The organism is Ralstonia sp. VS2407 (genome assembly GCF_052950655.1).
Genome location: NZ_JBRFVG010000111.1, coordinates 1 through 557 on the forward strand (window position 1 = coordinate 1; position 557 = coordinate 557).

General features: G+C 68.2%; 1 protein-coding gene and 1 pseudogene. Both read left to right on the plus strand.

Going from position 1 to position 557, the window contains the following annotated elements; genetic code table 11:
- Window positions 1-193 (plus strand): annotated as a pseudogene (locus ACU8YE_RS24110) (ABC transporter permease); the annotation flags it as partial.
- Window positions 190-557 (plus strand): ABC transporter permease subunit (locus ACU8YE_RS24115; RefSeq protein ID WP_446929882.1); only part of this gene is annotated, 368 nt, incomplete at its 3' end. The pseudogene ACU8YE_RS24110 and the gene ACU8YE_RS24115, both read left to right, overlap by 4 nt.

Below are 557 nucleotides of genomic sequence, written 5' to 3' on the forward strand. Positions count from 1 at the left end.
CCAGACGCTCACCTACACGACCTACTCGATCGGCGTGCCGCCGGAGGCGACGCTCGTCGTCAAGGCGGTCGTCGTGATCGTCGTGACGCTGATCCAGTCGGACGCGGCGCGCGCGCTGCTGGTCCGGCACGCGTCGCGACTGCTGCCTTCCGCGCGATCGCGCGCCACCACCACCGGAGCGACGCCGCGATGACCCGTTTCCTTGGCCGCCTCGCCGATCCGCGCACGCTGCCGATCGTCGTGACGATCGTGCTGTTCGTCGCGCTGTTCGGTTTCGGGTCCGTGATGTACACGGGCTTTTTCTCGATGCAGGTGCTGACCGGGCTGCTCGTCGACAACGCGTTCCTGCTGATCGTCGCGATCGGGATGACGTTCGTGATCGTATCCGGCGGCATCGACCTGTCGGTCGGCTCGGTGATGGCGCTGTCCAGCGCGATCATCGCGGTGTGCCTGCCGTACGGCACCGGCGCGGCGTTCGCGGCGGCCATTGCGATTGGGCTCGCGGTCGGCCTGTTCAACGGCGGACTCGTCGCGCGGCTCGGCATCGATCCGCTGAT